Origin of the sequence: Castellaniella sp. GW247-6E4 (assembly GCF_040276065.1) — a bacterium.
In the GTDB taxonomy this organism is placed as follows: Bacteria; Pseudomonadota; Gammaproteobacteria; order Burkholderiales; family Burkholderiaceae_B; genus Castellaniella.
Genome location: NZ_JBELOI010000009.1, coordinates 89,450 through 115,784, shown reverse-complemented (window position 1 = coordinate 115,784; position 26,335 = coordinate 89,450). Strand labels below are relative to the sequence as shown.

Annotated in this window: 23 protein-coding genes; 13 read left to right on the top strand and 10 right to left on the bottom strand. The window is 59.3% G+C overall.

Features of this window, described 5'->3' with window-relative positions:
• Window positions 1–1,257, bottom strand: a complete 1,257-nt coding sequence (locus tag ABS761_RS12335; RefSeq protein WP_350408629.1) for a restriction endonuclease subunit S — start codon at window positions 1,255–1,257, stop codon at window positions 1–3.
• On the bottom strand, window positions 1,254–2,810 hold the full coding sequence (locus ABS761_RS12330) for a type I restriction-modification system subunit M (protein ID WP_350408628.1): 1,557 nt from the start codon (window positions 2,808–2,810) through the stop codon (window positions 1,254–1,256). The genes ABS761_RS12335 and ABS761_RS12330 overlap by 4 nt, the downstream gene beginning before the upstream one ends.
• 240 nt (window positions 2,811–3,050) lie before the next feature.
• Here ABS761_RS12330 and ABS761_RS12325 point away from each other — a divergent pair, with 240 nt between their 5' ends.
• Entirely contained in the window at window positions 3,051–4,259 is a 1,209-nt protein-coding gene (locus tag ABS761_RS12325) for a fibrinogen-like YCDxxxxGGGW domain-containing protein (protein WP_350408700.1), read from the top strand.
• A gap of 18 nt (window positions 4,260–4,277) precedes the next feature.
• On the opposite strand, the gene ABS761_RS12320 is transcribed toward ABS761_RS12325, so the two are convergent.
• The 3 genes from ABS761_RS12320 to ABS761_RS12310 all read right to left on the bottom strand — a co-directional run bounded on the left by ABS761_RS12320 (window position 4,278) and on the right by ABS761_RS12310 (window position 7,207).
• The gene (locus ABS761_RS12320) at window positions 4,278–5,270 is read right to left on the bottom strand and encodes a GTP pyrophosphokinase (RefSeq protein WP_350408627.1); all 993 of its coding nucleotides are present in this window, start codon (window positions 5,268–5,270) and stop codon (window positions 4,278–4,280) included.
• A complete protein-coding gene (locus ABS761_RS12315) occupies window positions 5,267–6,364 on the bottom strand; it encodes a nucleoid-associated protein (RefSeq protein WP_350408626.1) in 1,098 nt (365 codons plus the stop codon). Before ABS761_RS12315 ends, ABS761_RS12320 begins: the two co-directional genes overlap by 4 nt.
• A gap of 411 nt (window positions 6,365–6,775) precedes the next feature.
• Window positions 6,776–7,207 (bottom strand): DUF6471 domain-containing protein, encoded by a 432-nt coding sequence (locus ABS761_RS12310; protein ID WP_350408625.1) that lies wholly within the window; start codon window positions 7,205–7,207, stop codon window positions 6,776–6,778.
• Window positions 7,208–7,355: 148 nt separating this feature from the next.
• Here ABS761_RS12310 and ABS761_RS12305 point away from each other — a divergent pair, with 148 nt between their 5' ends.
• The 4 genes from ABS761_RS12305 to ABS761_RS12290 are packed head-to-tail and all read left to right on the top strand — an operon-like array spanning window position 7,356 to window position 13,212.
• Complete coding sequence (locus tag ABS761_RS12305; protein ID WP_350408624.1) at window positions 7,356–8,216, top strand: TnsA endonuclease N-terminal domain-containing protein; 861 nt, start codon at window positions 7,356–7,358, stop codon at window positions 8,214–8,216.
• A complete protein-coding gene (locus ABS761_RS12300; RefSeq protein ID WP_350408623.1) occupies window positions 8,206–10,371 on the top strand; it encodes a TnsB C-terminal domain-containing protein in 2,166 nt (721 codons plus the stop codon). The genes ABS761_RS12305 and ABS761_RS12300 overlap by 11 nt, the downstream gene beginning before the upstream one ends.
• An 18-nt stretch (window positions 10,372–10,389) precedes the next feature.
• Window positions 10,390–12,024 carry a TniB family NTP-binding protein gene (locus ABS761_RS12295; protein ID WP_350408622.1) on the top strand — a complete coding sequence of 545 codons (1,635 nt, stop codon included), beginning with the start codon at window positions 10,390–10,392 and terminating at the stop codon, window positions 12,022–12,024.
• 6 nt (window positions 12,025–12,030) lie between these two features.
• The gene (locus ABS761_RS12290) at window positions 12,031–13,212 is read left to right on the top strand and encodes a TnsD family Tn7-like transposition protein (protein WP_350408621.1); all 1,182 of its coding nucleotides are present in this window, start codon (window positions 12,031–12,033) and stop codon (window positions 13,210–13,212) included.
• Between the two features lie 40 nt (window positions 13,213–13,252).
• On the opposite strand, the gene ABS761_RS12285 is transcribed toward ABS761_RS12290, so the two are convergent.
• Window positions 13,253–14,395, bottom strand: coding sequence for a fibrinogen-related protein (locus tag ABS761_RS12285; RefSeq protein WP_350408620.1), 1,143 nt, complete (start codon window positions 14,393–14,395; stop codon window positions 13,253–13,255).
• A 161-nt stretch (window positions 14,396–14,556) separates the two neighbouring features.
• Between ABS761_RS12285 and ABS761_RS12280 the strand changes: the two genes are divergently transcribed.
• The 3 genes from ABS761_RS12280 to ABS761_RS12270 all read left to right on the top strand — a co-directional run bounded on the left by ABS761_RS12280 (window position 14,557) and on the right by ABS761_RS12270 (window position 16,638).
• On the top strand, window positions 14,557–14,790 hold the full coding sequence (locus ABS761_RS12280) for a hypothetical protein (RefSeq protein WP_350408619.1): 234 nt from the start codon (window positions 14,557–14,559) through the stop codon (window positions 14,788–14,790).
• Between the two features lie 287 nt (window positions 14,791–15,077).
• Window positions 15,078–16,136 (top strand): hypothetical protein, encoded by a 1,059-nt coding sequence (locus tag ABS761_RS12275; protein WP_350408618.1) that lies wholly within the window; start codon window positions 15,078–15,080, stop codon window positions 16,134–16,136.
• A 142-nt stretch (window positions 16,137–16,278) separates the two neighbouring features.
• Window positions 16,279–16,638 carry a hypothetical protein gene (locus ABS761_RS12270; RefSeq protein WP_350408617.1) on the top strand — a complete coding sequence of 120 codons (360 nt, stop codon included), beginning with the start codon at window positions 16,279–16,281 and terminating at the stop codon, window positions 16,636–16,638.
• Window positions 16,639–17,217: 579 nt separating this feature from the next.
• Here the strand turns inward: ABS761_RS12270 and ABS761_RS12265 are convergent.
• The 4 genes from ABS761_RS12265 to ABS761_RS12250 form a co-directional block, all read right to left on the bottom strand.
• Window positions 17,218–17,865, bottom strand: coding sequence for a DsbA family oxidoreductase (locus tag ABS761_RS12265; RefSeq protein WP_350408616.1), 648 nt, complete (start codon window positions 17,863–17,865; stop codon window positions 17,218–17,220).
• A gap of 51 nt (window positions 17,866–17,916) precedes the next feature.
• Window positions 17,917–18,840, bottom strand: coding sequence for an AbiTii domain-containing protein (locus tag ABS761_RS12260; protein WP_350408615.1), 924 nt, complete (start codon window positions 18,838–18,840; stop codon window positions 17,917–17,919).
• Between the two features lie 273 nt (window positions 18,841–19,113).
• Window positions 19,114–19,920 (bottom strand): restriction endonuclease, encoded by an 807-nt coding sequence (locus ABS761_RS12255; protein WP_350408699.1) that lies wholly within the window; start codon window positions 19,918–19,920, stop codon window positions 19,114–19,116.
• Window positions 19,921–20,428: 508 nt separating this feature from the next.
• Window positions 20,429–21,163 (bottom strand): hypothetical protein, encoded by a 735-nt coding sequence (locus tag ABS761_RS12250; protein WP_350408614.1) that lies wholly within the window; start codon window positions 21,161–21,163, stop codon window positions 20,429–20,431.
• Between the two features lie 46 nt (window positions 21,164–21,209).
• Here ABS761_RS12250 and ABS761_RS12245 point away from each other — a divergent pair, with 46 nt between their 5' ends.
• From ABS761_RS12245 to ABS761_RS12225, 5 genes are read left to right on the top strand one after another with little or no spacing between them, the layout of a single operon-like run.
• Complete coding sequence (locus tag ABS761_RS12245) at window positions 21,210–21,692, top strand: hypothetical protein (RefSeq protein ID WP_350408613.1); 483 nt, start codon at window positions 21,210–21,212, stop codon at window positions 21,690–21,692.
• A complete protein-coding gene (locus ABS761_RS12240; protein ID WP_350408612.1) occupies window positions 21,693–22,991 on the top strand; it encodes a type IV pilus inner membrane component PilO in 1,299 nt (432 codons plus the stop codon).
• Window positions 22,957–23,523, top strand: a complete 567-nt coding sequence (locus tag ABS761_RS12235; RefSeq protein ID WP_350408611.1) for a hypothetical protein — start codon at window positions 22,957–22,959, stop codon at window positions 23,521–23,523. The genes ABS761_RS12240 and ABS761_RS12235 overlap by 35 nt, the downstream gene beginning before the upstream one ends.
• Window positions 23,520–25,184 carry an ATPase, T2SS/T4P/T4SS family gene (locus tag ABS761_RS12230; RefSeq protein WP_350408610.1) on the top strand — a complete coding sequence of 555 codons (1,665 nt, stop codon included), beginning with the start codon at window positions 23,520–23,522 and terminating at the stop codon, window positions 25,182–25,184. Before ABS761_RS12235 ends, ABS761_RS12230 begins: the two co-directional genes overlap by 4 nt.
• Window positions 25,181–26,302 carry a hypothetical protein gene (locus tag ABS761_RS12225; protein ID WP_350408609.1) on the top strand — a complete coding sequence of 374 codons (1,122 nt, stop codon included), beginning with the start codon at window positions 25,181–25,183 and terminating at the stop codon, window positions 26,300–26,302. The genes ABS761_RS12230 and ABS761_RS12225 overlap by 4 nt, the downstream gene beginning before the upstream one ends.
• Window positions 26,303–26,335: the final 33 nt, after the last annotated feature.

Genomic DNA, 26,335 nt, shown 5'->3' with positions numbered 1-26,335 from the left:
TCAAATAATCTCCAATTCCTTTTCAGCCTGATCGACGGAAAGCTGGCCAGATATTAGGCGGGGGAGAAGTAGGTCTCGGGAGGCAGCAAGCTTTACATTGGCCTTTTGTATCTGGTCAATCAGTCTAAGCATTGGCTCAACAACTACGGTATAACGATCCACGAGGCTCTTTGTAGGTAACAGCACCATTGCACGTTCAAATGTTGCACCGGTTACTGCTGGATATGCTGCACCTTGAGCGTTTCCAACGAGATAGCCCACGAAGTCATCGGACGTAACCCAATGATAGAGGTATGCAAATGAAATTTCATGAGAATCCAGAACAGTAAATCCCGTAGAGGCGATAACATTCGATATTGGGTTAAGCACCAGCGCGAATGAGCGCCTATTTGGGCGTACGTTTGACCACAAAATACTGCCATCTTGAACTTTTCGACGCGCTCGCCCTGGTGCGTCCGAAAACGCCATCCAGTTGATAGCATCGATTCGGCCCGGCGAGACAGATGCAATGTCAATATATCCGATCTTAGTTGGTGCAGTTGCGGGCTTTAAAGACGCTGAGTTAAGTGAGGCAATACTCCCCAATCTAACGTACGCCCACCCCTTCGGTAACCTTCCATCAGGAGCCTCCTTAATAGGAACCTCCTCGTAACCAGGAAAACGCAGATGGGTGAACCATTCAGAGAATAGCCCGCGAGCCATTTCTTCTAGCACGGCAATTCTGCGTTGATTGACCTCGATCAGATTGTCATAAAACTCTAAAATCCTAGAAATTCTGTGTTGGGTTTCTAATGGAGGAATCGGAACCCTTAATCGAGCCAGAATTCCTTGATTTAGATTGTTGATGTTGGTGCCACCGCCCTGGTTAGACAACTGTTGGCGAACCACACCTCCACGCAGTACATATGCGAAGAACCTTGGGTAAGCTCTTTCGTCTGTGAAGCGGAGCCTTATGGTGAATCCTGAATGTGAAGTCGGTTTTGGTGGCTCACGGAGCACAAACAGAGAACGCCCAATTAACTCACGATTGCCATTGGAGCGGACGAATAGGATGTCATCCTTATGAATGAGAGCAGTTGGGGTAGAGAGCGCCGATGGATCTAGCTCGTCAAGAGACGCAAAATTAACAAATGAGTTCTGTTGAAAGTTAGAAACGCCAACCACAGCAAGTCCCGATCCGGCATTGGCAGCTGAATAGTTCAGACCATTTCGGAACTCCGCAAGTTGCCCAAGCTCTACAGTCTCCCAGGCTTTCATCCTGCCAGCACCTCAGCAACACTTGCTGCGATCAAACTCTGCAACCGTTCGGCTTCGGCATTCAGCCCTTCTAGCTCCTCTTGCAACGCCTCTAGCCGTTCGCGAAAATCTTCTTCGTCAGGCCGTTCCCCAGCGGCAATACCCACATATCGGCCCGGGTTCAGGCTCCAATCTTGTTCAGCAATATCGGCACGGCCAACTGCTTTGCACAAGCCAGCAATGTCTTTATAGATCCCATCGCCGAAATGCACCTCCATATCCTTAACACTACCAGCCCCCGATTCAACGGTGTCGCCTCGCCACAGCCGAACGATATTACCGAGAAATTCGATCTGCTCAGGGGTCAAATCTCGATGGGCTCGTGTGACTTGGCGGAAAATATGGCGAGCGTCAATAAAGAGAACCTGGTCCTCGCGGGCGCTCCCTTTTTTGCCCTTGTCCAGGAACCACAGAGTCACAGGAAGAGTGACGGTGAAGAACATATTGGGCGAGGTGGAGATGATGACGTCAACGGCTCCGCTTTCTACCAATTTCCTGCGCATTTCTCGTTCGGAGTTACCTGCATCCGAGGCTGAGTTGGCCATTACGAAACCGGCACGGCCCGTCTCATTGAGCGCCGCATTGAACAAGCCAATCCAAAGGTAGTTCGCATTGTTAACACTCGGCACCCCCAGTGAAAAACGAGCATCCACGCGTCCTGCGTCGTTCATCAGGCGGGTGGTATCCACCTCCTTCTGGTTGAACGGAGGGTTGGCCATGACAAAGTCGAACTTCCTCACCATCTGGTGGGGATCCTCGTAATAGCTACTGGCAACGCGAATATCGCCCCAAAGCCCGTGAACGGCGAGGTTAAGCCGGCACAGCTTTTGCGTGTCAGCCATCTTTTCTACACCGTAGATGCTGATGGCTCTGGCGGGGTTTTCGTTATGTCGTTTCACGAACTCAGCCGAGTGCACGAACATACCTCCGGAGCCGCAGGCAGGATCAAAGATGCGGCCGTAGAAGGGCTCTATTACCTCAACGATGAGCCTCACGATGGAGCTGGGGGTGAAGTATTCGCCACCTTTCTGCATGAAGGCGGAAGCGAACTCTCCCATGAAGTACTCAAAGATCAACCCGTACGCATCGCCATCAATCTCCAAGGGTTGCAGTAGCCGTAGAAGTTCGCGCAGCACTGAGTTGGGCAAAGTCCCGTAACCTTGAGGTAGGACTCCCGCCAGATCAGGGTTGTGCTCAGTGATTGCCTGCATCGCCTTGTTCAGCGCTTCCGCCAGGTTCTCCGTCTCAGGCAGGCCGATCAGATAAGAAAAGCGAGCATGTGGTGGAAGAAAAATCGCACCTTTCGCATGGTAGTCGGGAGGGGTCGGATTACCCAGTCGGCCACCACGAGGAAGCTCCGCATCGACAACATTAAATCTGGCTTCCATTTGCCGAAGGGCAATCAATGCCAACACCGGCTGGGCGTATTGATCCGGCCGTAACTCTGTGTTTGTCCAGAGTTGGTTTGCCGTAGCGAATAAGCGCCGGGAAAGGTCGTGAAGGTCGACAGACAATGGAATACCTCAGGTCATGCGTCAGCAGATGTGCTTGTTGCGAGGGGCGTTCAGCCTCCTCACAAGCCTGTTACATGATACTGGAGGTAAGGCTCGCTGCGGGGGCTGAATGTCCATACACAGAGGAGGGGTATCTGCAGACCAAAGCACCAAGGACCCCGGGCCAGGAAAAGGCGTGCAACTCCAGCATCTCCCAATCGCTATACGAGAAATAGCCCATTTTTGGAGCCCTTTCTCGTGATGCTCAAACTCTCCCACCACATCTTCCGCCTTGCGGCGACAGGCCTTGCCTGCGCTGCCGCTCTGACCGCCGCCCCTACGCAAGCTTCCTCCTATTTCGCGGTGCTGCCGTTGCAAGGCGCAAACGCCTCGCAAGCCGAACGCCCCGTGAAGATGGCTCTTGCTGGAGCGGTACCGCCCCCGGCGACGGTGGGAGTGCCGTACGAATTTGATTTGGGTGTGCTGCTCTCACTCGACGGGCCGGAAGGCACCGAGCCGGGGAAGGTGACCTGGAGCGTGGTCTCGGGGGAGCTCCCTGCGGGTTTGGAGCTTGTGGGCAATGAGGTGGTGGGTACGCCGACGGAGTTGGTGGCCGTGCGTCAGGTGGTGATCCAGGCGGAATACGCTTCCGGATACAGCACTGCGGGCACGATTGCGAGCTACTCGTTCGCCGTTCCTGAGGCTCCGATTGTTGACTTTGGCGGCTATCGCGCATGGGCAGACGGCAGTTACGCACAGAGCTGCGAAGGGTATATCCGTTCTGGTAGTGAATCGTATCCCTATCGGGGGGCTGTGGGAGACGGTGTGTATCGGATCTCTCTTGCCGAAACCGCTATGGACGTCTACTGTGATCAGACAACAGACTCTGGCGGCTGGACGCTGCTTATGAAGCAAGCCAAGGGAGATGGCGCAACTCTGCAGGGGGACACCACCTACTGGGAGAATGGCACCGTGCTCAATGATGAGGCTCACGGCCGCTCGATGGCAGATGGAAACTTCGTTTCAGCTGCTTTTGCCGCGCTGCCGGTGGCCGGGTTCAGGCTCCAGGCTGCCAACGAAGCTGGCAAGAAATTTCGAGCGAATGGAGTCTCTACAACTGGCATGATGGCGTTTAGCGATACCGCGCGCCTGGAGTATACCGATCCTGTTGGGACTTGGGCACCATCCGCCCCACAATGGTTCATCCATACTTATTACTACCCAAACGGAGCGAAGATTACATCAGCACGTTTTGGATTTAACTTTGCAGAAATGATAGGGGACCCTCGGTATGCGATATGTGCTGCACGCTGGGGATGGTCGTCAGATGAAGGATCAGCGGCCTCTCCGCCGGGATCCCATGATTCTTGCGGAGGGCTTGGCGGTTACGGTTCTCGATACGGTACCGATACTATGGCAAACAACAAAGGCGCCTGGCAGCCAGCAACACTCTATCTCTGGGGGAGATAATTGCTCTACATTTTTCAGCTATTCATCGTAACTCCTGCCAAGATCGCTGAAAGCCGTCTCAAGCTCTGTGCTTTCTAAGGGCCAAGCGGCCTTCAGTCTGGCAGGAGTGCACTCCGCCAGAAAGTATGCCAGTAGGATTGCCGGTTGACTGAAGAGATGGGAAGTCTCCCGATGTTTCCGGATCCTGTCGAAAATGTAGCCCTTTTCGGCATAGAATGCGTCGATTTTTTGCTGAAGATCAGTAGGTAAGATTTCTGTGAGAGCATCGGTGATGAGTGCATTGGATGGCTCGCGTCCCGGCTCTCCACCAACCCCGCGTTTATAGATGGCGCTCAGAATTTCTAGTACTTGGTTTTGCGCCTTGCCTTCTGCGCGTAGTTTTTGCATAGCTTCTTCGAAGAACTCGTCAGTTGCTTCAATCAGAGCCATGCTCTTAGCCACAGTGCGGTGCACTGCGGGTCTTGCTGCTGCCTTCGGCTTATACAGGGTATCGTGTGTGAGTTCGCTGTGGGCGTGCTGCAAAAGGGTACGAATTTGGACTTCACAGGCTAGGCCTGCAGGAAGGGTAATCCCTTCGAATGTTAGTCCCGGCTTGGATGTTAGAACATAGTGAACCGACTGATATACAAACTCCAGCGGGCGTGCCTCTCGCTCCGCTTCAAAGTCTTTGTCCTTCGAAAACGTCCAGAAACTCTGATAGTCCTCTCGCCTTATAGCCTCACATACAGTTTCTATCTGGCTCACAAGCAGTACTACATATCGTATGCCGACCTTGTCTGTGATGTCGCGGTACGGATCCTTGTATTTTTTTCCGCGGTGTAGCGCCTTGTCGATAAGGCTTCCTACGGTTTTTATCCTGGGGGTTGCCGGGATTTTCAAAAAATAGGCGAGATCCACCGGCGCGACAGCTTGTGTCAGCACCTCATTGATTTTTTCACGAACAAAATTGCCCCACGCTTCATAGAGGCGCTTTTCCTGCTCCCATAGCGTGCGGACATCGCTTTCGTTCATTCTTGGTTCCGAATATGATCCTTCACTGTAATGCGGGTCCATCTTGTTGGTGTGCCATCCTCTCCTGCCTCGCCGTCGATGGTCTCAATCTTTACCATGTCAGAAAATCCATCCGCAGGTGCGGTGAATTTGATGTCCTTTGAAAAGATAATCTTGCGGACTTTGAGTTGCCCCCCAACTTCTGAGATGTCTTTGTGGACAGCGTTTTCGGGGAACCCACTATTACGCATGTGAGCGGTATAGGCATCCTTTATATCTGGGCCCTCGAAATAGGACTCAGCGAAGGTTGCGGCTCGAACCGTTGTGGTTTGATCGGCCTTCAGATAGGTGCTGAGCGCGTTTAGTAGTTCCACTTTCTTTTCGGGGGTAACCTCCGCATTGCGGATGAAATCTCGTGTCAGTGAGAAAAACTGCTTCGTTTGAAAAGCGCTGTTCGAGGGGAATTTGAGCCCTAGGAAGCGTTCGTAAAAATACTGTGCGGCTGTGGCTCTACTTCCCCGTGTGATTTGATCGTCGAAGATGTAAGCTTTCCATCCTGCAATCGGGGCTTCCTCTGTTGCAGCGTCTGGATCGATACGCAGGAATGCGCCAATTTTGTACAGCTTCGACTGTGGCGTAAGTATGAGTTCGTTTAGGTACTGCAACGTGAGCTGCTGCCCTTCTTGTTTTTTGGTGAATCCGCCGCAGGACTCCGCCTTGATGATGCACATGAAGGAGCGTGCCGGGTTGCCACACAGCCCATCAATGACTACTACGATACCACCGGGTATCGAACGACTGAATTGTGCCGCAGCAAGCTTTGCGGCAATTCTTTGAGAATAAGTAACAAATGAGACATCATTTCCCTGGGAGGCGATCACACCTTTGCCCATAGCCCAGGCGCTTTCGAGGCCGACGTCAGAGATCGCCATCTCCAACCCGTGGGAGGAGGCCCCAAGAGCTTCTGTAATCCGCTTCTGGAGCGCAGTTCGGGCTTCTGGGGGTAGTTCCAGGCGTCCTTCTCCATAGGAGGGGGTTTTCTCTACACGATCCTCATCACGTTTGAAGACTTCATGAATAATGATGCGTCCAATGGAAAGATTCTCGAAAGACATATCAGGCCTTGTGGTTCTCTAGCTGGCGGATGCACACGACTCTTCCTTGTCGAGGATTCAGCGTCCGTTGATTGGGTAACAACTTATAACACTAGCAAACGTTAATTTGCTGGCACCACCCTCAAGTCCAGTGAAATCCCTGATCTTTCTTTCCGCTCCCATCCAGTACTGCCGTAGACGTTGACAATCCCACCTTATTGACCTACACGAGCACAAACCCCCATTCCTGCCGCCATCTTGTTCGTGTAGCCTCCATTTTTCGGCTACCGCCCCCATGTGGACGGCGCCCGGCAACGCCACCTCCAGCGTTCACGGCCACCCTCTGTTTGGCTCGGACCCCCTATTTATGAGGGGGTACCGTCCTGGGAGGTGCTGATGGAGGGGAGTCGGAATAGGGCTGGCCGGAAGGCCTCAGCCTGTGCGTGTGGCACGCATCTTTGCGAGCTTCGCTCTTCTGCGCATAGCTTTCTGCTCGCGTTTCTCTCTCTGCGCCTTTTGCTGGTAGTGCTGGCGCGTCGCCTTTTCAGCGTCCTCTCGCCGCCGCCTCAGTTCCCGACCCTTTACCGTAGGATCCAACCGTCCCAGGTCAATCCATCGTACGTCCAACGCCTTCAGGCAGGTGATAAGGAACGTTGCCGAGAACGTACCCCTAAAAATTTTTGTGGTGAGCACCGGTGCCGAATCATGGATGCCGTAGGGCGCCAGCCTGTCCGCCAGCGCCTGGTAGGTAAGTTTTTGCGCCTTCATCTCGCGCACGATCAGCTTCTTCGTGAAGAGCACGACTTCTTCGCGAAGGACAGCGCGGCTCAAAAGCGCCTGCTCATCATCGGGAGGCGAGGACATAGGAAGGGACGGTTTTTCTGGAGAGAAAGTTTTTTCTCAGTGTACGCGGAAAGGAGAGCCTTTCATTTTCGAAAGGTTTTTCAAAATTGCATATTTTGCTTTTTATACGCCATCAGATGCCCTCAGGGCAGCTTTTGGCGAGGTCGAGATGGCGCGTATGGTGTGGACTGAGAAGAAAATTGAGCGGATGCAGGCGCAGGGGCGTGGCCAGGGAAGTGGCGCGGACTACAAGCCTTGGCTCCAGGTGGCGGACTTGTCGAGCCAAGGGCGCTCGCGCCGGGTGTGGAGCCCAAAGACGGGTCGGGTCCACCATCTCTTCTCGGACGTGGAACACGACTTATTCCTCGCCTGCGAGTGGGCACAAAACGTGGTGGATATCCGCGAGCAGTTCCCACTTTCGAGGGACCTTACTCAGACAATTGCCCAGAGGCTGCGGATCGGCCATCCGGTGTACCCAGGCACGACCGTCCCCACCGTCATGACGGTGGATTTCCTGCTGACAGTCACCGTGGATGGGGAAAGACGGCCCCTCGCTCTAAATGCAAAGCGCGATGAAGAGGCCGAGGACGCAAGGTCGCTTGAAAAACTCGAGATCCAACGTGCGTGCTTTGAGGAGAATGGTGTGGCCCACCAACTCGTCTACCATTCACGGATCCCCAAGCAGAAAGTAAAGAACATCAGTTGGATCCGAGGCGCGCTGCTAAAGCCGGAGGAGCCAGAACCTCACCCGGGTTATTTCGCAGACCTGGCCGCGCAGATGAATGCGGAGCTTTCGGATGTATCCGATGCGCTGCTTGGCGCCCCCTTGAACGTCTACTGCGCGAATTTTGATGCGCGCCACGGCGTTGAAGTCGGTACTGGGCTGCGGGTTGCAAGAATGCTCATGGCCGAGCGCTCGCTCATGCCGGATCTTTCCTCACAGGATCTCTCGCGTGAGCCGGTTGCTGCTTTCATCGTGACTGGGCGTGCTGGGGGCTTGCGCGTGGTGGGAGGCTCGGGTGCTTTTTAAGAACGACGTCTTCCTCATTGAGGGCACACGGGTCCGACTGCTGCATGTAAACGCGCTGGCCGACACCGCCTGCGTGATCAGCCTTGATGAGGCTCTTGCCTGGCCAGTGTGGCTGCCTTATTCAGAGATTCGGGATCTGCCGGTCGAGCCAGCGCCGGTGGCTGCACCCAGAAAGCCCACGCCGGCTCAGACAAAATACTGCGATGCTGCCTGGGAGCGGATCTCGCCCCTCGTTGAGGCAGATGATCTCGCACTCTTTGAGCCGACATCCCGCAAGTTGCTGATCTCGGCGCGCGCCGCTCAGCTTGGCTGCTCACCAACCACGATCTACAAGGCCTTGCGCCGATACTGGCAGCGCGGGCAGACCAAGCATGCCTTGATGCCCGACTTTGACCATAGCGGCAGGCCGGGCGCCGGTGCCGATGCAAACTGCGTGGCTATCACTGCTGGCCGGGGCAGAAAACCCAAGAGCGGCACAACCTATCAGCTGACAAGCAGGGATGCGGAGATCTTTCACCGGGTCATCAAGCAGGAGTATTTGGCGGATGCGCGCAAAACCATAGTGGATGCGTTCACTGTGCTCAGTTCTGACCATTACCGCTTCGTTGATGGGAATGGGCAGCGCTGCTTACTTGCCCCGGGCGAGCGCCCGACCATCAGGCAGTTCCGACGATTTCTGCTGCAGCACTATGGCATTGAGGTTCGAATCCGAGCCAGGGAGGGCGACAAGGATTATGAGCGTGAACATCGCAGGGTGTTGGGGTCGTATCTTGCGGATTGTCAGGGCGTCGGCCACTACTACGAGATCGATGCCACGATTGCCGACGTGTACCTTGTTGCGAGCGGCGATGTGCAGAAAATCATCGGCAAGCCCACCTTGTACCTCATCACGGATCGTAAATCGGACCTGATTGTGGGCTTCTATTTCGGCCTGGAAAACGCAAGCTGGACTGGTGCGCGCCAGGCGATTCTTTCGATCACGGAGGATAAAAGCCTGCTGTGTGAGCGCTATGGCGTCAAATACGATCCGGCGGACTGGCCCGCTGACAGGGTTTTCCCACAGGAGTTCGTGGGCGACCGAGGCGAGATGATCTCGCAGATGAGCACTAAAGTGGCTGAGGGGTTGGAGATTACAGTCACCAATCCCCCGGCGCAGCGTCCTGACTGGAAATCAACCGTGGAGTGCGGCTTCCGGCAGTTTCACTGCCAAATCCGTCCGGTCACGCCCGCCTACGACCCACCTTCGAATGCAACACGCCGGCGGGGCAAGCATTACGAGCGCGACGCCTGCCTGACCATCCAGGATTTTGGCAAGATCGTCCTGGAAGCGATCATTGCGCACAACCGGCGCGAGATGCCAGGCTACGCGCTCTCAAACCAGGAACTGATGGACGGCGTGTCTCCGTCTCCCATCGCGCTTTGGGAACACGGAATTCGCACACGCGCGGGGTTGCTCACCCGATACGACGAACCGACCGTACGATTCGCCCTCCTGCCTGAAAAGGATGCGGTTGTCACCGAGCGCGGGATCGAGTTTGAGGGCAGCTGCTACAGCTGCCCAGAGGCAATCAGTGGCTCGTGGTTCGAGCGCGCGCGAAAAAAACGCTTCCGGGTTCGCGTATCCTACGATCCGCGCCTGGTGGACCAGTTGTATGTCCACCAGCCTGATGAGAAGGCTGGTCCACCGATGATCGCGAGCCTCACCGAGCGTAGCCGTGAATACAGAGGCTACTCCTTTGGAGAGGTGGCATATTTTGAGGCACTTCGCGCGGAGGTGCTCCGCAATACCGAGCAGTCGCGACTTGCAAATAGCATCGATTTTCGAGATGCCACCCGAGATGTCGTTGCCGCTGCCAAGGCGCGCCTAAAGAGCTCTGGGCGCAAAAAATCTAGAAGTGCTCGGCGGGCCGATACGGTGCAGGCGCGTACCCTTGAAAGGACGGGGGAGCGCAAGCTGCTCGCAGCGATCAATGGGGCCAAGCCGCCCGCCTCCGTTGCACTCATTCAGCCTCAGCAGGGTATGGCTTATGGCGCACCACCATCTGCGCTTTCCCCTGGCCCGGGCCAAGAGAAGGGACGTGAGCAGAGTGGAGGCCCGCCTCAGGATCACTTGGAGGCTCTTCTTGAGGCTGAGCATCGGCGAATGTGGGAATGATCAACTGGGGACTACTTCATGCAAAATACCTATGCCGTAGAGGCGCAATACACCTCACAGCGCCTGCCGCAATTCGTCGGCAACCCGCTGATCGAAGCCCTGCCGCCTTCCATGAGCGATGCTGAGCTCATCAAAGCGCTGAGCCTGTCTCCGGATTTCAAGCCAGAGCAGCGCGAGTGGGAGACGCATGAGCGGATCACCATGCTAGAGACGTTGCAAAACTTCATGGTGCCCTTGCGCAGCCACGTCGAGCTTGCCCGCTGCCTTGATTCGATGATGCGTGCGGGGTACGTCGGGCGAGCGCCGCGGACACCGGAACACACAGCGATCTCGCAAAAGATCTACGCAAACCAGATGGCCGGGCGCACCTTCGCCCAGAGCACCGACACCCGTACGCCCCAGCTCTCCACGGCGCTGGTCGGCATCTCTGGCATGGGAAAGACCACCGCCGTGCAGCGATGGTGTGCGCATCTGCCGAGGGTCATTTACCACCCGCAGTCCAATCTTTATCAGATACCGTTTCTTCATGTGGAGATGCCCTCGGATGGCTCCTCTATCAAGGGGTTGGCCAACGGAGTTCTGCACCAGGTCGACCAGCTTATTCCTGAGGCAGGCTATTTCGATCAGTACGCGCGTAACGGAAGATCTGGGGCAGATACCCTGATGCGCGGTGTTGCCCGGGTGATGCATCTGCATTGCGTGGGGCTCCTCATATGCGATGAGGTGCAGAACCTGGCCAATGCCAAAAAGGGCGGCCAGACGGTCATGACAGAGCTCGTCTCGGCATGCAACGACCTCCGGGTGCCGATTCTCTTCATCGGAACCAACAAGGCAGCCAAGGTTCTCGATGCGGATTTTCGCCAGGCCCGGCGCAGCAGCGGCCATGGTCTTTCTGTGTGGGATCGACTTCACCCGGGTAACGCCGGCCTGCGTACTGAGTGGGACGCGTTCCTGGACGCGCTGTGGAGGTTCCAGTGGGTGCGAAACCCGGTGCCGCTTGATCCGCATCTGGCCCATGTGATGTACGACGCAAGTCAAGGCGTGATTGACCTCGCAATAAAGCTTTTTGCCTCCGCACAGGCACGGGCCATGATGGATGGCTCTGAGCGGCTTACTCCGGAGCTTCTGGGCCAGGTCTTCGATGAAGAGTTCCAGCTCATGCACCCCATGGTGAGCGCACTGAGGAATGGAGATGTGGAGGCCCTGTGCGCCTATGACGATATTGCCCCGGTGAATCTTGCCCAGCACCTGGGCAAGGCGAAGCGAAAGCTCGCGATGATGGCGTCCCCTCTGTTTACAGTAAAGGCAGCAGATGCGACGTTCACGCCACGCCTTGCCGGGGGGCTCACTGCCATGGGCTTCGATGCCGACCAGGCGCTTGACGTTGCAACGGATGTGGCCGAAGCGAACCCCGAAGCGTCGCTTGCCCAGGGTGTGCAAAAGGCGGTGGCGCAGCTCACCACACCGAAGCCTGCCCGGGCCAAGAGAAAGAGTGGACGGGTTCAGCCTCCGGAACTTGCTGATCGATACGACGGACGACCGCTGGATTACCGGCGAGCGATTGCGCATGCTCAGGCGGAGGGCGTCCCCGTGCTTCAGAAGCTCACTGAATTTGGCATGGCCCCGGAATTGGAGGCAATTTTGCCACTGTAGCTGGCGATGCATCTGCTGAAAATGCATCTGCTAAAGCCCTTTCCGGATGAACTGCTGGGCAGCATGCTGGTGCGAGCTGTTCGCGATCTGGGGCTGCCCAATGCTCGAGTCATGACAATGCTGTTTGGGGGGAGGGGCACGATGCCCGTGCTCATGACGCGCGAGCACGGTATTGCCCACGCTTTTGGGATGAGCCTCAAGGAGCTTCTGTTCGGGCACACGCTCCTGCCTTATGCGGTTTCCTTCATGTCTGCCGACATGCGGGAGCAAGCTCTGCGCCGGCTTTTGGCTGATGTGTCGGGAGGTTCTTCGCCGGCAGCTCTTGCCCAGAGCTCCACAAGGTTCGCACCCTTCCTGCAGTTCTGCCAGGGCTGCATCTTGGTGGACACCGCTCAGTATGGGGCGGCCTACTGGCACCGGGTGCATCAGCTGCCGGGGGTGGCTATTTGCTTGCGGCATGATAAGCCCCTGCTTGTGAGTGATCTGCGCGTCTCTCAGCCCCGCAGAATGGTGCTACCCAATGAGGTAGTGAGTTCGCGGGAGATGCCGGTACTGGTGTCCAAACGCATCGGCACGCGCATTGCACGTTTCTCGTATCGGGCGCTCGCTGGCAAACTCCCCAATCGAGAGTGGAAGGTTTATTACCGTGAGCGTGCTGCTGAGCTGGGCTTTGGGTACGACCCGAAAATGCTGGCTGGCGGCCTGATTGCTGCGGATCTCCGGGCATTTTACGGCGGGCAGTTCCTGGGGTCGCTCGGATTGGATTTTGATCCTTTAGGTCGCGCGCAGCGTTGGCCGACGAAGATAATTCGCAATGGAGATCGCAGCTTTTCGCCGCTGCGGCATGTCCTTTTCAATGTTTTTCTTGAAGGCGTTGTTGCAGCGTCAAAGCCGGTGCCGGACCTGTTCTCGCGGCCGCATCGGCCCTACGACTGGGCCTCCCGGGAGGATGAAGTGTTGCGCCGGCTCGAGGAGCTACGGGCCGAGTGTGAGGCGGTTGGCGGCAGGGTGAGGCTGCGCGATCTCTCTGAGAGGTTGGGAACCCGTAATTCTCTGTGGGGGCTGCAAAAGCACATGCCCCGTCTTGTGGCCTGGATGAAAGACTTCAGAGCATCTGAGCTGTCGTGGCACAAAACGGGCGGGCGCCCAAAGAAGCGCAGGCATGTGCGGAAGAGTTCGACTGGATGATTTGTGGGCTGTGTGGTGGTTACGCTACATCCAGCATTGGTTATCTGAACTTCATCTCCGTTTTTTGGAGCGATGCATCATTGAGGCCTGTCCAAGCTCCCCAAGCGATCCCGTAAGCCAGGCTGCCGTAGGGGACGTAGGAGCCGTTGAGGTTGGATTGGTAGCATTTGTTGTACCACCATGCGCCATGAACTAGAGTCGCGCAGTTATCCGACCGTGCGTCCACATCGTAGTCGTACGTAGTGAAACCCATGCCATTGTGGTAGCTCAATCCGTCATCGGCCGATCCTGAAAAGCCCCGGACGTTGAGAACGTAGTCTGGGGCAACTCCCAATGAGAAGCTCGAATAGGCTGCGTACCTGCTTTCCCCGACTTTGTTGGCCATATCGATCCGCAGCACCTTGGCGCTGGCCGTCATCGCGCGCACACGTTCCAGTCCCAGCCAGTATTCGTTTGTGGGACTTCCGAAGCCAGCCACGTATTCGTTGTGGCCGCGGTAGAAGTCGAGTGCTTGGGTGACACGGCGCTGAAACACCGTCCAGCCGCCTCCGTCTGTGGTCATGTCACAGCGAGCATCAAAAGGCGTGAGTCCATTGGGGGCGAGCCGATACACGCCGTCTCCAGTGGCACCTTCGTAGGCATGTGCTCCGTCCTTCGGCATTCGGTATTCGTTGCAGCTCTGTGCAAACGTGCCATCCGCCCAAGCGCGATAGCCACCGAAGTCGGCAATTCCTGCGGGGTGTACCTCGAACTCATACCCCTGGATCGCCCCCACGTCCCGGTAGCCGCCCTGATACTCTGCGCGGAAGGTCACCATACCGGGCGCAGCCACCTCCAAGGGCACGCCGGAAATTCTGTCCGCCGTGAGCCCCAGCCCTGCCGGCAACTCTCCTGAAACGACGCTCCAGCTCACCTTGTCGGGCGTCGTGCCCTCTGGGCCATCCAGCGAGAGGAGTGCCCCTAGGTTGAATTCGTAGGGCACCCCGATCGTGGCGGCCGGAGGCGTGGCTCCAGCGAGTGCCATCTTCACCGGGCGAAGCTGCCCGACAGTGCCCACCCCGGAAACGGGTACAACCGCAAAGTAGGAAAGCTCCGCAGTTTGTGCGCTCAGCGCGCAGAGGGCTCCTGCGCAGGCGAGTGCACTTGCGGCGATGCGGGAAGTAACGGGGCGACGTGTTTGCATTGTTAGTTCGGTCCTGGAAAAGGGTCTGTTTTTGTATAGAGCCTAGCCCTGACCGAGCTGCATTTACTTCTTCTCGTGACGCATTTTTGTCCCACCCCACGTGGTGTGCACTGCGCGGCCCGGGCATACTGAGGCCCATCCAACTACCGTGAAACGCCTCTATGCCCCTGCTCGTTGCTCTCGATGAATATGAAGCGGCACTGCGCGCTGTCTCCATCCACGCACAGCTGGGTCTCGCTGCAGGTTCCTCCGGCCATGCCGAAGCATCGCTGCGTGCGATTCAGGTGGTCTGCGAGAAGGCGGTTTCCACTGTGGAGGACGTGCTGGCTCACCCGGAGGCGGTGCAGCAGGCGTGCGCGATTGAGGGTGGTTTGAGGCGCCAGGCCGGGGGGTGATGTGAGCTGATCGCGGTGGGTGTGCTCATCGCGTGGGGGTGCTCTCTGGGCCCGAGCCAGAGGAAGAGCGGGCATGCGCGTGATTTCCTTGGAGCCCGTCTCACGAACTGCACCGGTCGCCCTGACTGAAGATCTTCTCAAAAACCTTTCGAAAATGAAAGGCTGCGTTCCCGTGCCTTCCCCTGGCACGGGCTGCGAGGCCGCTGGCAAGCGGTTTTCACGAAAATGCTCCGCGCCACCACACTGTTCTCCCTATACCTCTCCAGCCACTACTGGAGAGCGAAATCATGGAACAGACCTGGGCGTTGGGAGCCACCGCAGAGAGCCCCCGAGAGATCGAGATCGTGACTGATTCGGGTGTGCGCCGCGTCATCCCGATCGAGCAAGCTACCCAATGGGGCGTACCGAAACCTGCGAAAGTGGGGAGGTACGTTTACGAGGGAGATTTCGCGTCATGGCGCGTGGAGCCGCCCGAGGCTTATCTGGCTGGACTGGGTTTTGCGAAGATCTCTTCGGAGTCCCGACACCAGGTTTTCACCTTCGATGTGAGCCCGACATTGACCGCCCACGTTCCGGCGCTGGCTCTCATGCGGGCGTTCTTCAAACCGCACTATTGTGTGTTGCCTGCAATCTTCCGGCCTGCCAGCCTGGATATGCTCTCCTTCGTGGATTATGGCCAGGATCCTCCCACAGTTGTTTTGGACCACGTGCCCGGTCAAGCCAGGTACCTCGGCCCGCATCGCAATATTCACTGGGAACGAGCGATTCTGTGGTGCCAGCTCTCGCTCTCCGCAAGGAAGATGGCTTGGAGCGTGTACCGTAATGCCCTGGAAGGAACTCTGGGGATGAACTTGTCGGTAGGGCAAACCAGGGTTGTTCTGCATGGCGTACGCCGAGGAGGGGATATCTTCGTCACTCGGGCGGCATTGAGCCAAGTGATCGTTCCAGCCGAGGATAGCCTCACAGGGGCGCAGGAGCGGTACCTTTTTCACGCGGGCGTGGATCTTGGTCGGAAGGAAGTAGCTTCTGTGAAGGGGCTAACTATTCCGGTAAGGCCGGATGGCAGATATGAGGTATCGGATGTGGAGTGGGAGCAGCTTGAGCCTGGTTTTTTCGCTGAAGATCCGCGTGGCAGACAGTCAGGCAGGCACTCGTGTCGTCGGATACTTGATCTGGTGTTGTTCAAGATTTCAAGTGGAACCCCCTGGAATAGAGTCACCACAGATCGAAAGCTGCTCAGTGCCGCCAAATTCGCGTTTCGCCGGTGGACCGTGGACGGTAGATTGGGTGTCGCGTTGGAGTTGCTCACAGCTGCGCGGTCATGCCACGCGACCGCTGTGGCGTGATGCACCGCACCCTTCCATTCGGGCGCTGGGCGGCTCTGCTTGTTGACAATTTGGCGTATTGAACTACACGAGGACAACCCCGGATTTCGCCGACCCTTGCGATCGTCTACTGTACGCGCTCATGCACACGAGGAGCACGACCATGCCAGCACCGCCAGCAGATTTTCCCCGCAGGACAATGGCGAGCGGTTTGGGCGGGGCCGCCCCAAAGTTTGCAGCGCGGAAGCTGGAGGACGGGAGCTACTCTGCGCTTGTGCCGGACGAGGAGCACCAACAGGCGTATGAAAACGCGCTCGACCTCGCGCAGCAGCTGGTCGGGTATGCCCAGCGGAAGGAGCTGGAAAATCCAGATTGGACGAGGGCGTTTAATCTGCAGCGGATCCGGGACGGCATCAAGGAGAAGGTCAGAAGTCACGCGTGGGATTTCACTCCAGACGAGCAAGAGTGGATCATGAAGCGGTTGATCGGGTTGCTGGAGCAGCCTGAAGGGGGGAGTGATTGATGGTGCCCCTAATAGCTACTGATGAGTATGCGTCCGCATTGCGGGCAATCGCCTCGCAGGCTGAGATCGGGCTCTCTGCGGCCCCTGGCCAAGCTGATGGGGCGTTGCGGGCGATTCAGCTAATCTGCGAGAAGACTGCCAGCAACGTGACGGAGGCGCTTTCTTATCCGGATGTGGCTTCCCAGGTTGGTGCAGCCGACATTGAGGTTCAGCCTCGCCCGCGCTACCAACTGGCTGCCTTGTTGGCAGAAATGCCGGACGGGCTTCCTCGCGTTGATGGATGGGATGGGCTCTGAAGTGCATTTCGCTGTCGGGGGGGGGCCGGCCGTGTATGTTGGTAGCAGGTGGGCCAATCGAGAGGAACAGTGCTATGGGATTCCTAATTTTGAATGCTTTCCTCGCGCTGCTGGCTTACGCTGCCTTCTGGGTCGCGATGCGTCCCACGGGTAGGCCAAGCGCGCCCGCCTCGAAGATGAGAGGTGGCCGGCTCCGTCGGAGTAGCGCCAACCTTACCGCGCAGTGGGTCAAGCGGCGGCGAGACAGGCGAGCTCCCCCGGCAGACTAGAGGTTTGGGTTGAATCACTCAGCGCCAGCGACCTGTCGCAACGCCTGCTCAAATGTCTCGGGGGCCTGGCCACCCTGGATCAGATGCCGGTCATTCAGGATGATGGAAGGGACGGAATCGATACCCTGCTGGGTGTAAAAACGTTCGCGGGCTCGTACTTCGGCCGAGTACTCGTCGGAGTCCAGAATCTCTCGCGCGCGATCTTGGTTCAGCCCTGACTCGCGGCACAGCCTGGTCAGAGTCTCGTGATCGCTGGGATTTTCGCCATCGGTGAAATACGCCTTCAACAGTGCATGCTTCAAGGCCAATTGATGACCTTCCAGGCCGGCCCAATGCAGCAGTCGGTGCGCATCGAAGGTGTTGTACGTATGTGTGCGCTTGTCCATGTTGAAGGTGAAGCCGACCTCGCGGCCCCGCTCAGTGATGAGCTCGCCGTTGTGCCGCACCTGTTCTGGCGTCATGCCGTACTTGCGCGAGAGACGCTCAACGGTATCCTGCCCTTCGGGCGGCATGTCCGGGTTCAGCTCAAAGGGCTGGAAATGAAGTTCCGCCTCGATTTCGCCCTCGACCCTGGACAATGCCTGTTCCAGCGAGCTCAAGCCCACCGCGCACCAGGGACAAGACACGTCGGAGACGAAATCGATCTTGATGCGGGTGGTCATGGGGGCTCCTGTCAGTGGCTGGCAACTGTCATATTTTATCCAAGGGTGACCCTACTTGAGTCCGTAGTACCTGAGCAACGCCTCCTTCACAACATCCGTGGCAACAGCAACCCCCATCTTCCAAGTGCCAGAGGCGGCCTTCTTGAGATTTTTGACGAGCCAGTTACGCACTTGTGGCCCCATCGGCTCTATATTGCTTTCTGGCTCCTCCGATGCAGCAAGACGAGCCAGCTCTTGGGCATCTTCTTGCGCCATGCCAGAGCCTGTCAAAAATTGCACCAAACTTCCCGTGTCATGCGAGGCCACCGTTATTTGGAGCGTTGCTCCGTCGCCGGCTGCCGTGATAGGTGTGAAATTCCCATAGATAATTTGTTGGGCAATCTGTGTGGCTGCGGCCGCGTTAGGCGCAGTTGGCACGACAGGGGGGCCTGCGGTGATCGCCACCGCATCTGGAATAGATTTTTCAAGCTCGATCGTAAGTTCGAGGACGCGGCTGCGCACCACATGTCGAATGGAAGCAAGGGAGGAGCGGCTGATGCGGCCGGTTACCGAGTTGCATGAGTAGTCTGGATAGACTTTTCCCTGGAGAAGAAGGGGCAGATTAGAGGCATCAATTCCAAGCTCACCGCCGTTGTCGGAAGAGGCTAACAGGTCGTCTACCGCTGCGATGCTCCCGCGGATTCCGTAGTGAACCCAGCGCTCCCCTGCAAACTCTTTCACTAGGTACGAGGCTATCGGAGCGTTCTTTATCCCAGATCCAAATGGTCCCAAAAAAGTACCTGTGTAGCTAACTGAAATGAATCTGTAGTCAGGGAGTTCAACATCGGGTGGATACCCCTCCGATTCATACTTCACCCATTCTGCGAGCGGTTGACTGCCGATCCGAGCAGCCAATAGTCGGAGCCTGAGGAGTACAGGTCCAAGTTCTGATCCTTCTTGAAGGATTGAGGCCTGGATTTCGTGAAGAAGACTCATGTGTGCTCAATTATCCTTTTGTGCGGTACTCAATGTGTCGCTTTTTACTTTCGTAGGGGGGGAAGCGATGAATGGTTTCGGTCTGTGTGGTTCGATCCGACATTACTGCAAATTCAGTTAGTAGGGTTGATATTCCCTCTGGCTCGGGCCAGGAAAGAGGATTTCAGGTGGATAGCCCGCGTGCCTACGGGCATTGCCATCTGCGCAGCACCTGACCTGGCATCGTGAGGGAGCCTGCTTATGGGCCCATGGTGGTCCGGCCATTCTCTTCTGTCAGTGAGGAAAGAGATCGCGAACGCGAATAAAGGGTGAGCCAGTCTCGGCTGCGCCGCGAACCTTTTGCTCGAGGACCTGAGTGAGTGGAATTTCCCGGTCTAGCATCTCGAAGAGATCCAGTCCGTCCATGCAAATAACCCGCTTCCCGCGCCCAAAGGCGGTAAGCCCCTCATCGGTGAAGCCACTGTCGCTAACGAAGAGACCACGAGTCCACGCTGCCTTCTGCTCGATCTTGCCCTGAAAGACATGGAGGTCTGCGACGCCGATAGGTTCGCCATGCCATTTGGCTTCGAGGAGGTAGATGTCGCTGTTTAGCTGAAAGCTACCGTCGATCTGTTCACCTCGAAGCCGGAAAGGATCCCTAGCGGAGAGGCCAAAGATGTTGAACAGATCCTTGAGGAACCCCTCGAAAGCGTAGCCGCGTGCCTGGGGACTAAGCGCCGCAACTTGCAGGAGATCCGCCTTGATCCTTGCGATCCTCTGCTTATCGACCGTGGCAGTGGTTGCATTGGGTGCGGCTGCTTCCGGTGCTACGCCGCCTGACAGGCGGTCAATTAGGCGTTGGTACCGGACTTCTGCTTCAGGAACAGGGTCTTTGGCACCCGTGCGGACTAGATATTCAGCGCGATATTCCCAGAGGGCCCTGAGGGTGCGCACCGCGATAGCGTCGTCGCAATTCTGTAGGAAGTACCGCAGCCGCTTGCCCTTTGAGCCTCCGTTCACCGCATATTTCGGATCGTCGATGTTGACCTTGAGCTCAGAGGCGAAAAAATCCGCGAAGCTAGCATCGGAAAAGTCCAACACATAGCCTGACCCCCGAATGAAATCGACGAGATCATCTATGAGGCGCAAATCAATGGACCGGATCGCACTAATGGCCTTCCTCCTCGGCACACAGCATTAACCGAAATGCACTCTTTCTGAGGCTTTTAATTCTAGCAAACATCGGCGTAATCGCACTCTCCCAGGTGCTTCAAGGCATACTGAAAGGCGGTTCTCGCCGGCAAGGCGATGTCTCTGTTCGCCGCCTTGGATGAGTACGATTGCTCCATTACCAGTAGCGCGGTCCGCGCGACGCGGGGCTTGCCAACTTGATCGTAGGAACGCGACCCCACGCGATCCTGGTGTTGTGCGCACCGACACGGGCGAAACTGTGGCAGTAGCCATGCCATCCATGGGGCAGTTAAGCGTTCCAGCATTGGTCCGAACCAGAGGGAGGTAGGCAACAACCGAGGATTCCCCGGGGAATCAGTGCATCTCCTCAGGGCACTCCTCTAGCGCTGCCAGCATGAACATGACTGTAGGCCAGAATTTAGTGGCGCGCAGCCGCGCTGATGGCTATTTCGTATAAATTTTCTAGAACTGCCTCATCCGTGCCGTGGGCCTGAAGGAATTTGATGCGGCCGGAGCCCTGCGTAGGTGGATGTGCGGCGATTGCCAGTTCGTGCATACGAGCATTTGTGCTGTTGTAGTCATTCTCGCGTTGTGATGTGGGATAGCGGCTTGCCCATGCGATTTGGACGCTTAGACGAAAGAGCTGAAAGCGCTCAATTGGTTGCAGCTCTGGTAGGGCCGCATGTTCCCACAGATCCACGAGTCGGTGATGGTGAGGTAGCCCGTTCTCGCCATGATCGCCCGACTCAATACGTCTGCAGATAACTGCTTTTATCGCCAACTCCATGGCTACACCGATTTCTCTTATGTAGCCTTCCGATGATGCAGTTTGCGGATCTCCCCAATAGCCTTCGCTTTCTGCGAGAGCTTGCAACACATCGGTTGAGACCTTCCTAAGTAGGTTGGCGTTGAAGTAGGCATTGCGTGATTTGGCAATGAAATGCTCAGGTGCCTGATGCCGCCATTCGAAGGTTGATTGTGCAAATTTGCTCATGCTGGCAAGCGTATTACGCCAGAGAAGATTTGCCAATTCTACGACTGACTGCAAGGGATCGTGGATGGGCCTCATAGGGTATTGCAGCAGGCCCTCCATTCCAGCTGACTCTCTCGGGAACAGCACTTTAATGTCACTCGCTCCCAATAGCAGAGCCATGCCCGGAACAGATCTTTAATGTCACTGCTGTCTGTGGATAACTCGCATGTGCTTGATTTATTTGGCTATCCCAGGACAGATCTTTAATGTCAGTGACCAGGTCGAAACCACGTCCCTGCCCAGCGGAGCCGGAATTGCGCTGCCCGCCGTATCGGTCAACCAAAAGGAGGAAACCGTAGGCTCGCTGCTGACCGTGATCCCCGATGCCCAGGAGGATGGTCAGATCCTCCTGTCCATCGCCTATGACAACACGGTGGCCCAACCCCTCAAGTCCGTGACGTTCGGCGACAAGGCCAATCCGCTGCAATTGCAGCAACTCACCATCGACGGCAATGGCACGGTGCAGCAACTTGCCGTGCAGCCGGGCCAGCCACTGGTGATCTCCGGCTTTGATCGGCATCAGTCCGAGGCGTCCGAGCGCCGCCTGGGGCCCGGCATGCCAGCTGTGTTCGGCGGCGGTGACCAGGTGGCCTCGCAGCGCCTGACGACCATCCTGGTCATCACCGCGCGCACCGAAGAGGGGCTCTAGATGGTGTCCGGTGGTGCGCGGATCGTCAGGGTCGGCCTGGTCGCACTGGTCTTCGGCATGGACTGGCTGCCCCTGGTGGGCGGGCGCCCCGACCGCCTGGCCCGACGGCTGGCGCGCCAGCATCGGGCTTCGCACGCGGTCCTGTCGGGATCGGATCGTGCGGCCGTGGGGCTGGCCCGGCTGGCACGCGGGCAGGGGCCTGCTCAACCCTATTCGGGCGCCCAGATTTTTGCTTTGCTCAATCCCAGGGGCACGATCGCGGCGATCCTCGAGCTGGACGACGGCGGCCTCTGCGTGCTGGCCGCCCACGAGGGGGCCGTCCTGTCGCGCTCTGACCGCATCTATCATGACCCGACACCGGCGCGCGCGGTGATCGACGAGCTGCGCCTGGCCTATCCGCGCCTGCGCGACCTGTCGCTTCCCGGATCTGGGGGGCGTGGTGTCCGCCTCGAGGACCTGATCCGCCATGCAAGCGATGAGGCGCGCTTGTGGCGAACGCCATGGCGGGGCTGGCGCCATGCCGGCCTTGTGGGTCTGGTGGTGTGCGCGGCCACGCCGTTCATATGGCAGGGCTTGGCCGATGCGCGCGATGGGCCGCAGCCCATCGATGCCCGCGAGGCCTGGGCCCGCTCTCAGCGCCTGCTCCTGGACCGGCATCGCGTTCACGGCCCCGTGGGCACGCGGACGCTGCTCACCGCCTTGTATCGCCAGCCGGCCGTGCTGGCCGGCTGGCGGCTGCGCCTGCTGTCGTGCCGATTGGCCGATGATGGCCTTTGGCGCTGTCTGGGCGAATACGAGCGGGCCGATCGCCGGGCCGATAACCGCGGGCTGCTGCGCCGCGCACCGCAGGACTGGCATCTGGACTTCCCTTCACTGGATCTCGCGCGCGCCTCTTGGACGCTCACCGTGCCGGCGCAGGCGCCGGATCGGGCCCAGCCACCGTCGGTCGAGGGCCAGGCTCGCGATTGGGCCAGCCAGGCGCAGGCCATCCTGCCGGCGTTTGCGGCATTCCGGCTCGATGCCCGTCGGTCGCTGGAACCCGCCGCGCCCCGCGATCCGGGCGGCGCCGAGCTGCCGCGCCCAGCCGATCTGCGCCGTTATGCCTTGCGCGAGCTGCGGATCGACGGTCCGTTGCGTTCCGCCGCGCTGCTGATCCCGATCTCACGCCATATCGGGTGGCGCAAGGCCGCCCTGTCGATCATCCGGCAGACCGTGCCCGGCGTGTCCGCCAGCCCTATGAATCTCCATCTCGAAGGAGCCCTCTATGAAACGCAAGACTCGCCGGCGTCCTCCGGCTGAGGCGGTGGCCGTCGCGGCCGCGCTCGTGCTCGTGGCCCTTGTCCGGCCAGCTCCCGCTGGTGCGGCCGATGCGGCCGAGGCCGCCGGTACCTCGGATGTCGCGGGGGTGGTTGCCGGTTTGCCGGCCGTGCCGGGAGCCCCTGCGTCTGCAGCCGGCGTTGCCGGCGACGAGGACCTCGAATGGGAAACCCAGTCCGTGCGCGAGCTGTTGCGGCGTGATATCCGCGAGGCCTTGCAGTCGCCCGTGACGCGGGGGGGTGGGGCGGCGGCGCGGCCTGCGGGGGCGGTTCCAGCGGGCGCGCGCCCGCGCCTGATGGCGATGTATGGCGTGGGGCGAGATTTGATGGCCGAGGTCCAGGTGGGGTCGCGCGCATTCCTCTATGTCCGCGGGCAGGCGCTGCCGGTCGGGCATACGGGCGATGCCGCGGTTTATCGGCTGCGCGACATGAACGGCGCCTGTATCCAGCTCGAACGGGGCGAGGATAGGCATTCGCTGTGCCTGCGGGCCATGCTGAGCGAGGCCAGGCCATGATGACGCGTGGCTGGCGCCGTCGCCGGGATCCCGCCCCCGGTGGACTGCGCGGGGCGGTCTTTGACAGCGCGCGGGCGATTGTGCTTGACGGCGCACGTGGAATCGCGGATCTGAATCCACCGGTGCGCCGCCCGCTGGCGGCCGAGTTCGATGCGCAGACCCTGTCCGATCGCATCTGCCCCGCCGAGCTCGACGATGGCACGGTGGTCCTTTTCGCGCTGGCCGGGCATGTGGGCAGCGATCAGGCCGACGAACTTGCGCGGCGCATCGAATCGGCCGGCAGGATCATGGCCGATCCGCCGCGTTATGTACTGTCGGCCGCCTTGCTGCTGGCGCTGGCGCGCGGCGACGCGGACGGCCCTTCGGCCGCGCCGGGCTTGCGCGAACGCACGCCGACCGCGCTCGCGGGGGTCTTCCAGGATATGGTGGAATGGGGGGTGCGTCACGGCGCGAGCGACCTGCACCTGAACGTTTGTCGCGATGAGGCCGAGTCCGAGGTGCGTTATACCCTGGCGGGACGGTATATCGCCCCCGAGCGGTTTCGCCGCATGCCCACGGCCTTGCTGCTGGATGTCCTGGCGGTCGCCTGGATGGATATCCGCGGGGGCAACGGCGCGGTCTTCGATCCGCTGGCAGAGCAGCAGGGCAGCCTGCTGCGCCAGGTCGATGGCCGTCAGGTCACGCTGCGCTGGGCATCGCTGGCCGCCGATCGGGGGCCCAGCGTCTGTCTGCGGTTTCTCGAGCGCGACGCGCGACCCCGACCGGCCTCGCTCGAGGCCCTGGGCTATCGCGGGGATCAGGTGGCACGGATCGAGCGCGTCATGCGTTCCGAGGGCGGGGCGATCGTGTTCGCCGGCACGGTGGGTTCGGGGAAATCCACGACCCTCGCCACGCTGATCGCTGGCCTGCCGCCGCATCGCAAGGTCGTCACCCTCGAAGAGCCGGTCGAGTATCGCATCGAGCGCGCCGTTCAGAACACCATCGGGCGCTACCTCGATCGCGAGGCACACGACGACTATGCGGCCAAGCTGCGGGCACTCAAGCGCTCGGCCATGACGGACGTGCTGCTGGGCGAGATCCGCGATGCTGAGACTGGCCGCGCGTTCACGGATCTGGCCGGGTCGGGGGTGAATGTCTACACCACGGTCCATGCGCCGTCGGCGGCCGGGATCGTTGATCGGCTGGCCTCCGAGTTCATCGGCATTCCGCGGGATTTCCTGGGAACGCCAGGCATCCTCAAGCTGCTGGTCTTCCAGGCGCTGCTGCCCATCCTGTGCACGGGCTGTGCCGTGCCGGCCGATGCCCGTCGCCTGTCTGCCGGGAGCACACGGACGCAAGCCTACTGGGAGCATTGGCTCGCAGGTGTAGAGTCCGCCTGGCCTTGTTCGCGCGAGGCTCTGCGCCTGCGCAACGAGGCGGGGTGCGAGCGCTGCCGGATTGCGCAACTGCCCGAGCTGGCTGGTTATGGCGGCCGCACGGTGGCCGCCGAGTGTCTCGAGCCCGGCCTGCCGGAGGATCCCGCCGCGCCCGCGGCGCATGGCCGAGGCGCCATGGGCCACGCGATGGACAAGGCCCTGCGCGGAGAGATCGATCCGCGCGATGTCGAGGTCCGCTTCATGGCCTTCGAAACGCTCGCCTTGCGCGAGGGGCGCGCCCCATGAGGCCGGCCTGGGGCGAGCGCTGGCGGGCGGGCCCGGGTCTGCGGCTGGACGCATGGCGTTTCGCGGCCGCGCGGGCCGACTACTACGATTACCTGCAGGCGGTCTTGCGCGGCATGCGCGGCCAGCGCACCCTGCGCGAGGTCTTCGACCTCGATGCGCGGCGCTATGGATCGGGCAGCGTGCGCGGCCGCCTGTCCGCCGCCTGGGCGCGCGCCTGCGAGCAAAGCGGCGGTGATCTGCACGCCACCTGGATCGGCAGCTTTCCCGCCGACGAGTTGACGTTGGTGCGCGCCGCCCAGGCCTTCGGCAGCGAGCGCCTGCTGGCCTGTTTTGAGGCGCTTTCGGGGCATCTGACGCTGATGGCGCAGGCGCGCCGCATCCTGGCGCTGACTCTGGGGACCGCCGTGGCCGCGCTGGTCGTGGCCTGTCTGCTGGCCTTGGCCTTGCCGGCTGTGACGGTGCCAGGGTTGGCACGGGCGTTCCATGGCCTGCCGCCGGCCTTTTACGGACCGTATGCGCGGATGCTGTTCACCTTTTCGGATTGGCTGGCCATCCATGGCGCGTGGCTGCCAGCCGGGGCGGCGATCCTCTCGGCGGGCGGGGTGTGGATGTTGCCGCGCGGTGTTGGCGCGTGGCGACGTGTGCTCGACGGGCATGGTGTCTGGCGACTATATCGGCAGGTTCAGGGACTGCGCATCCTGGCCTTGCTCGAGATTCTGCTGGGCTCGGGCCCGGGGGCCTCCACGCAATTGCGCGCCGCGATCGGCATGCTCCACGACGGCGCCCGCCCGTGGGCACGGCATCATCTGTCGCACATGCTCGTTCGTATCGATCAGGGGTGGGTGGGGGCGGTTTCATTGGATACGGGGCTGCTGGATCGCGATGCGTATTGGTATCTCGAGGACATGGCGGCGGCGCGTGGTTTGCGGGATGGGCTGCGCGCCGTGCGTCTGCGGCTGGCGGGGCGCTTGCTTGGACGGGTCGCGCACCAGGCGCAGGCCATGCGCTGGCTGATGCTGCTCGCGGCGCTGGCCTGGGTGCTGGGTGTGGCCTTGTGGCATTACGCCGCGATGGACGAATTGCGGCGCGCCTGGATGATGTTTCACGCCGGACACTAGTGTCTTGTTCGGTTAATCCGTGGATTCAAATTC